General features: G+C 74.6%; 6 protein-coding genes and 1 pseudogene. 3 read left to right on the top strand and 4 right to left on the bottom strand.

Features of this window, described 5'->3' with window-relative positions; genetic code table 11:
• Window positions 1-97 precede the first annotated feature (97 nt).
• Window positions 98-1,255, top strand: coding sequence for a GAF domain-containing sensor histidine kinase (locus LX15_RS31885; protein ID WP_253674885.1), 1,158 nt, complete (start codon window positions 98-100; stop codon window positions 1,253-1,255).
• Window positions 1,256-1,279: 24 nt separating this feature from the next.
• Here LX15_RS31885 and LX15_RS31890 read toward each other — a convergent pair whose 3' ends face one another.
• Entirely contained in the window at window positions 1,280-1,936 is a 657-nt protein-coding gene (locus tag LX15_RS31890; RefSeq protein WP_253674878.1) for a response regulator, read from the bottom strand.
• 201 nt (window positions 1,937-2,137) lie between these two features.
• Window positions 2,138-2,737, bottom strand: a complete 600-nt coding sequence (locus tag LX15_RS31895) for a macro domain-containing protein (protein ID WP_253674879.1) — start codon at window positions 2,735-2,737, stop codon at window positions 2,138-2,140.
• Between the two features lie 141 nt (window positions 2,738-2,878).
• Here LX15_RS31895 and pheA point away from each other — a divergent pair, with 141 nt between their 5' ends.
• Window positions 2,879-3,826 (top strand): prephenate dehydratase, encoded by a 948-nt coding sequence (gene pheA, locus LX15_RS31900; protein WP_253674881.1) that lies wholly within the window; start codon window positions 2,879-2,881, stop codon window positions 3,824-3,826.
• Window positions 3,823-4,437 carry a histidine phosphatase family protein gene (locus LX15_RS31905; RefSeq protein WP_253674883.1) on the top strand — a complete coding sequence of 205 codons (615 nt, stop codon included), beginning with the start codon at window positions 3,823-3,825 and terminating at the stop codon, window positions 4,435-4,437. The genes pheA and LX15_RS31905 overlap by 4 nt, the downstream gene beginning before the upstream one ends.
• 49 nt (window positions 4,438-4,486) lie before the next feature.
• Here LX15_RS31905 and LX15_RS31910 read toward each other — a convergent pair whose 3' ends face one another.
• Both LX15_RS31910 and LX15_RS31915 read right to left on the bottom strand, forming a co-directional pair.
• Window positions 4,487-4,738 (bottom strand): hypothetical protein, encoded by a 252-nt coding sequence (locus LX15_RS31910; protein WP_253674884.1) that lies wholly within the window; start codon window positions 4,736-4,738, stop codon window positions 4,487-4,489.
• 317 nt (window positions 4,739-5,055) lie between these two features.
• Window positions 5,056-5,365, bottom strand: a pseudogene (locus LX15_RS31915) (IS982 family transposase); the annotation flags it as partial.

A 5,365-nucleotide genomic window follows, 5' to 3' on the forward strand; every position in this document is an offset into this window, starting at 1 on the left:
GGAGGCGATCTCGGGTGATCATGGTTTTCTTTGCCCGAGGTCGCCGACCGGGTGCGGGTGTCCCGCTGAACACAGGACCTAACCTGGCATGAGACCCATGGACCCGACCCTCGCCACCCGCGCGCTCGCCGCGTCGACCGAGATCACCACCGCCGCGCTGGCCGGTGACGATCCGGACTCCGTGCTGCCCCTGGTGGTGCGGCGCGCGGCCGAACTGACCTCCGCCGACCTCGGCGTGCTCACCGTGCGCGCCGAGGACGGCCGGCTCACGGTCGAGGCCGCGCACGGCACCGGTGAGGACGCGCGGAGCGTCGTCGGCAACGTCCTGTCGGCCCGGTCGGCGGCGGCCCGCGTCGCCCGCAGCGGCGTCCCGATCGTGGTGGACGACCTGCTCGCCGATCCGCGCACCGCGCCGTTCGTGCCCGGCCCGCTCCGGGGCTACGGGCCGTTCGCCGTGGTGCCGTTCGGCACCAGGGAGCGCCGGCTGGGCGCGCTCGCCGTGTACCGGCGGCGCGGTGGGCCGCCGTTCACCCCGGTGGCCGTCGACCTGCTGCACTCCTTCGGCGCCCAGGCCGGGCTGGCGATGGTGCTCGCCGAGGGCGCGACGGCCCGGCAGCGCGTCGCCGTCTACCAGGAGCGGGACCGCATCGCCCGCGACCTGCACGACCTGATCGTGCAGCGGCTCTACGCCGCCGGGGTCCAGCTCGACCTGCTGGACCGGCGGCTGGCCGGGCAGCTCGAACCGCAGGACGCGGCCCGGTTGGCGGAGGCGGTCGACCAGCTCGACCAGACCATCGCCGAGGTGCGGGCCACCGTCCGCGCCCTCACCTCGGCCGATCCCACCGAGCAGGTCAGGGCGCCGGACCTGCTGGACTCGGTGCGGGCCGAGGTGGACACCGCCGGCGAGCTGCTCGGCGTGCGGCCCACGCTGGAGGTCTCGGGGGACGTCGCGGGCGTGCCCGTGCCGGTGGCCGACCACGCGCGCGCCGCGCTGCGGGAGGCGCTGTCCAACGTCGTGCGGCACTCCGGCGCCCGCTCCGTGGTGGTCCGGCTCGTGCGGGACGGCTACGGGCTCCGGTTGCAGGTCGCCGACGACGGCTGCGGCATCCCACCCGGCGTCACCCGACGCGGTCTGCGTCACCTGGAGGAGCGAGCGACGGCGGCTGGCGGGCGCTGCACGGTGACCTCGTCGCCCCGCAGCGGCACCAACGTCACATGGGAGGTCCCGCTCCCCGACGCGGCGGCGGCGTCGTAGGCGGCGTGGCGCGCGCCCGGGGGCTCAGGACGCGCCGTCGTCCCTGGAGCGCCGCCGGGCCACCCACGCCGCCGCCTGCGTGCGGCGTTCCATGCCCAGCTTGGCCAGCACCGAGGTCACGTAGTTCTTGACCGTCTTCTCGGCGAGGAAGAGCCGGGCCGCGATCTGCCGGTTGGTCAGCCCCTCGCCGATCAGGTCGAGGACCCTGCGCTCCTGCTCGGTCAACGCGGCCAGCTCGTCGCGCTGGCCGCTCTCGGCCTCGCGGCGCATCCGCTCCAACACCCGGGCGGTGGTCACCGGGTCGAGGAGCGACCGCCCGGCCGCGACCTCGCGCACCGCGGTGACCAGGTCCTGTCCGCGCACCTGCTTGAGCAGGTAGCCCGCCGCGCCGGCGAGGATGGCCCCGACCAGGGCCTGCTCGTCGTCGAACGCCGTGAGTACCAGGCACCGCGGCGGGTCGGGCAGGTCGCGGAGCAGGCGGCAGAGGGACACCCCGTCGCCGTCGGGCAGCCGCACGTCCACCACGGCCACGTCGGGCCGGCGGGCGCGCGCCATGACCAGCGCCTCGTCCACGCTGCCCGCCTCGGCGACCACCTCGATGTCGTCCTCGACCCCCAACAGGTCGCGCAACCCGCGTCGCACCACCTCGTGGTCGTCGACGAGCAGCACACGCACCGGCACGACCACAAGCGTAGGACGACTACACCTTCGAGTGGAGGCGGGAGGGTGGCCGACGCCCGGAGCTGGGCATACGGCCGTCCGCACCAGTCGATCATGCTCCGGTCGGGGTGCCGGCGGCGAACGCGCCCGGGACGCCCGGCGTCGGCCCTGGCGAGGACGCGGAACCCGTGAGGGGACGCCGCCGCCGGTGTCGCCGACCGCCTAGCCGCCGAAGACCTCGTCCCATGCGGCCGCCACCTGGCGGGCGCACGTCCTCGGGTCCACCCCGCCGACGCCCGTGCCCAGACCCGGCATCGCCATCGAGCGCACCCGGCTCCGCACGGGCGTGCCGTCCTCCATCCACCCGTCCCGCCACAGCCGCAGCACGGCCCGCGCGGCGAGGTAGGGGTGGACGGTGTCGACGGGCAGCCGCTCGCCCGGCACGCGCATGGTGGGGGCGCTGATCAGCCAGGCGGGGGAGGAAGCGCCGGTCGGCACCACCACCGCCTCGCCCACGGGCAGCTCCCCGCCGTGCAGCGCGAGCACCGCGCTCCGCACGTGCTGCTCGACCTGCGGGAACACCTGGGCGTACTGGGCGTCGACACCACCCCGCATCCAGCCGTGCGAGTTCGCCGGGCTGATCACGGCGTCGACGTCGAGGTCGAACACCGAACCCGGGTGGACGGTGATCCCCGGCCGGCCGTCGGCGACTGCTCGCCAGGCCTCGGCCAGGGGCGCGTCCACGGCACACAGCACGAGCCGCGGTGTCGGTACCGCTCCGTTCGTCGGCCCCTCCGAATCGGCGGTCACGCCGCACAGCATTGCAGGAAACCGACACGGCGCGTAACAGGGAGGCACACCCGCCCAGGGAGTCGACCGCCCCCTAGGCTGACGCTCTTACCCCACGTGGTGGCCTTGATCATGTTCCCTGTCGGTGCGGCGCGCGTCGTCTAGGCTGGCCGCGTGCCGCGCATCGCGTACTTCGGGCCGGAAGGGACCTTCACCGAGCAGGCGACGCGGGCCTTCCTCGGCGACCCACCCAGTGACACCCGACCGGCGCCCCCCGACAGCGCGCTGCGCCCGGTGGAGACGATCGCCGCCGCGCTCGACGCGGTCCGCGCCGGAGACGCCGAGGCCGCGTGCGTCCCGGTGGAGAACTCCGTCGAGGGTTCGGTGGCCGCCACGCTCGACGCCCTCGTGGCCGGCGACCCGCTGGTCGCCGTCGCCGAGACCGTGCTGCCGATCCGGTTCACCGTGCTGGTCCGGCCAGGAGCCACCCCGGCCGACATCCGCACCGTCGCGACCCACCCGCACGCCGCGGCCCAGGTCAGGGGCTGGTTGGCCGAGCACCTGCCCTCGGCGGCCGTGCTGCCGTCCTCGTCGACGGCCGCCGCGGCCGTGGGCGTCCTCGCCGGCGAGTTCGACGCCGCGGTCACCGCGCCCGCCGCCGCCGAGCGGTACCCCCTCGCGGTGCTCGCCGCCGACGTGGCCGACGTCAGGGACGCGGTCACCCGCTTCCTGCTGGTCCGCCGGCCGGGGCCGCTCCCCGCCAGGACCGGGGCCGACCGGACCTCGGTCGCCGCGGTCACCGCCGACCGGATCGGCGCGTTGTCCGAGGTGCTCACCGTGCTGGCCGGGCACGGCATCAACATGACCCGCATCGAGTCCCGGCCCACCAGGAACCGGCTCGGCGAGTACCGGTTCTTCGTCGACTTCGAGGGCCACGTCGCCGACGAACGCGTCGGCGACGCCATGGCGGCGCTGCGCCGGCGCTGCACCGAGGTGCGCTTTCTCGGCTCCTTCCCCAGGGCGGACCAGGCGCCCAACACGGTCGTGCCGACCACCTCCGACGAGGACTTCCTCGCCGCGCGGCGGTGGCTGACGTCCGTGCGGGAGGGGCGCGAGGCGTGAGCACGCCCCGGCTCGTGCTGGTGCGGCACGGGCAGTCCGAGGCGAACGTGCTCCGCTACCTGGACACCCGCCCGCCAGGGGCCCCGCTGACCGCCGAGGGGCGGGCGCAGGCCGAGGACCTGGCGTCGGACCTCGCCGACGAGCCCGTGGTGGCCGTCTACGCCAGCCGCGCGCTGCGGGCCCAGCAGACCGCCGCGCCGCTCGCCGCGCGACACGGCCTCGCCGTCGGCGTGCTCGACGGCGTGCACGAGGTGCAGGCGGGCGACCTGGAGGGCCGGAACGAGGCGGGCGCGTTGCAGCGCTACGAGGACGTCTTCGCCCTGTGGTCCGAGCGTCACGAACTGGACGTGCCGATGCCGGGCGGGGAGAGCGCGCGGCAGGTTCTCGACCGCTTCCTCCCCGACGCGCGCCGGGCGCGCGCCGAGCACCCCGACGGCACCGTCGTGCTGGTCAGCCACGGCACGGCCATCCGGCTGTGCGCCCCGCACCTGGTCGGCAACCCCGACTTCCTGGCCGGCCTGGTCTACCTCCCCAACACCGGGCGGATCGTCCTGGAGACCGACGGCGACGACTGGCGGTGCGTCGAGTGGACGGGCATGCGCCTGGCCTGAGCCGACCCGCGCCTGTCGCCTGTGCCCGCTCGTCCCGCTGGGCCGTGTTTCAGATGTGGCGTAGCCAGATGTTGATGCCGCACTCCATCGCGTGGCTCTGCTGGGAGACCTGCCCGTCGATCACGGCTGGCCGTCCGGCGTGGGAGCCTTGAGCCGTGCGGTGGGCGGCCTGGTCACGGGGCTGGTCGATGGTCGCCTTGATCTTCCGCCGACGCCGGGAGGCCTGGTCGGCGCGGCAGATGTAGGCCCTGACGGCCAGAACCCGGTCCGGTCGGGTGCGTGGACGGCCGCCGTCTGGCACGGGCCACCCGGATCGCCTCGATCACCGTCGTGACCTGCGGGTTGGCGCCCCGTTGCCCGGCGGTGACCAGCAGAGGCAACGGCCGCCAACGGCCACCGCCGTTGTTCGCAGGCCAGGTGGAGCGTGCTGGTCCACCCACCCGGCGACCACCCCACCCCGTGATCCTTCGGCGCACCACCCGCGTCGATGTCGGGCGGCTCGACCTGAAGATCCCCATTTCCGCGCGCCGGCGGCCGCGACAACGTTCCGGCCACCGACCCCGCCGCCGGTCACCTCACTCCTGAAACACGACCTAGACGAGTAATGCGTAACTGGGGTTAGTGGTCGTAGGCGGTCAGGGAGCGGGTGACGGGCTGGCCGGTGGCGCGGTTGTGCCAGATGGCGGCCGTTAAGGCCAGGAGTCGTTGGGCGATGCGAACACCGACGCCCTCGATGGTGCGCCCGCCGTGTTGTTCCAGGTCGAGTTGGCCTTTCAACGTGTCGTTGACCGACTCGATCAGCTGGCGGACGGCCTTGAGCAGCGGCTCGCCGGGATGCGGGGTCCGGTTGCGGTAGGACGGTCGGATCAACCGGACCCCGCGCTCGGCGAGGAAGTGGTCGAGTTCGCGGGAGACGTAGCCCTTGTCG

Origin of the sequence: Streptoalloteichus tenebrarius, assembly GCF_024171885.1 — a bacterium.
Classification (GTDB): domain Bacteria; phylum Actinomycetota; class Actinomycetes; order Mycobacteriales; family Pseudonocardiaceae; genus Streptoalloteichus; species Streptoalloteichus tenebrarius.

Coding starts and splice junctions, on each gene's coding strand:
- LX15_RS31885 (WP_253674885.1), top strand. CDS start 98: ATGGACCCGACCCTCGCCACCCGCGCGCTCGCCGCGTCGACCGAGATC.
- LX15_RS31895 (WP_253674879.1), bottom strand. CDS start 2,737: ATGCTGTGCGGCGTGACCGCCGATTCGGAGGGGCCGACGAACGGAGCG.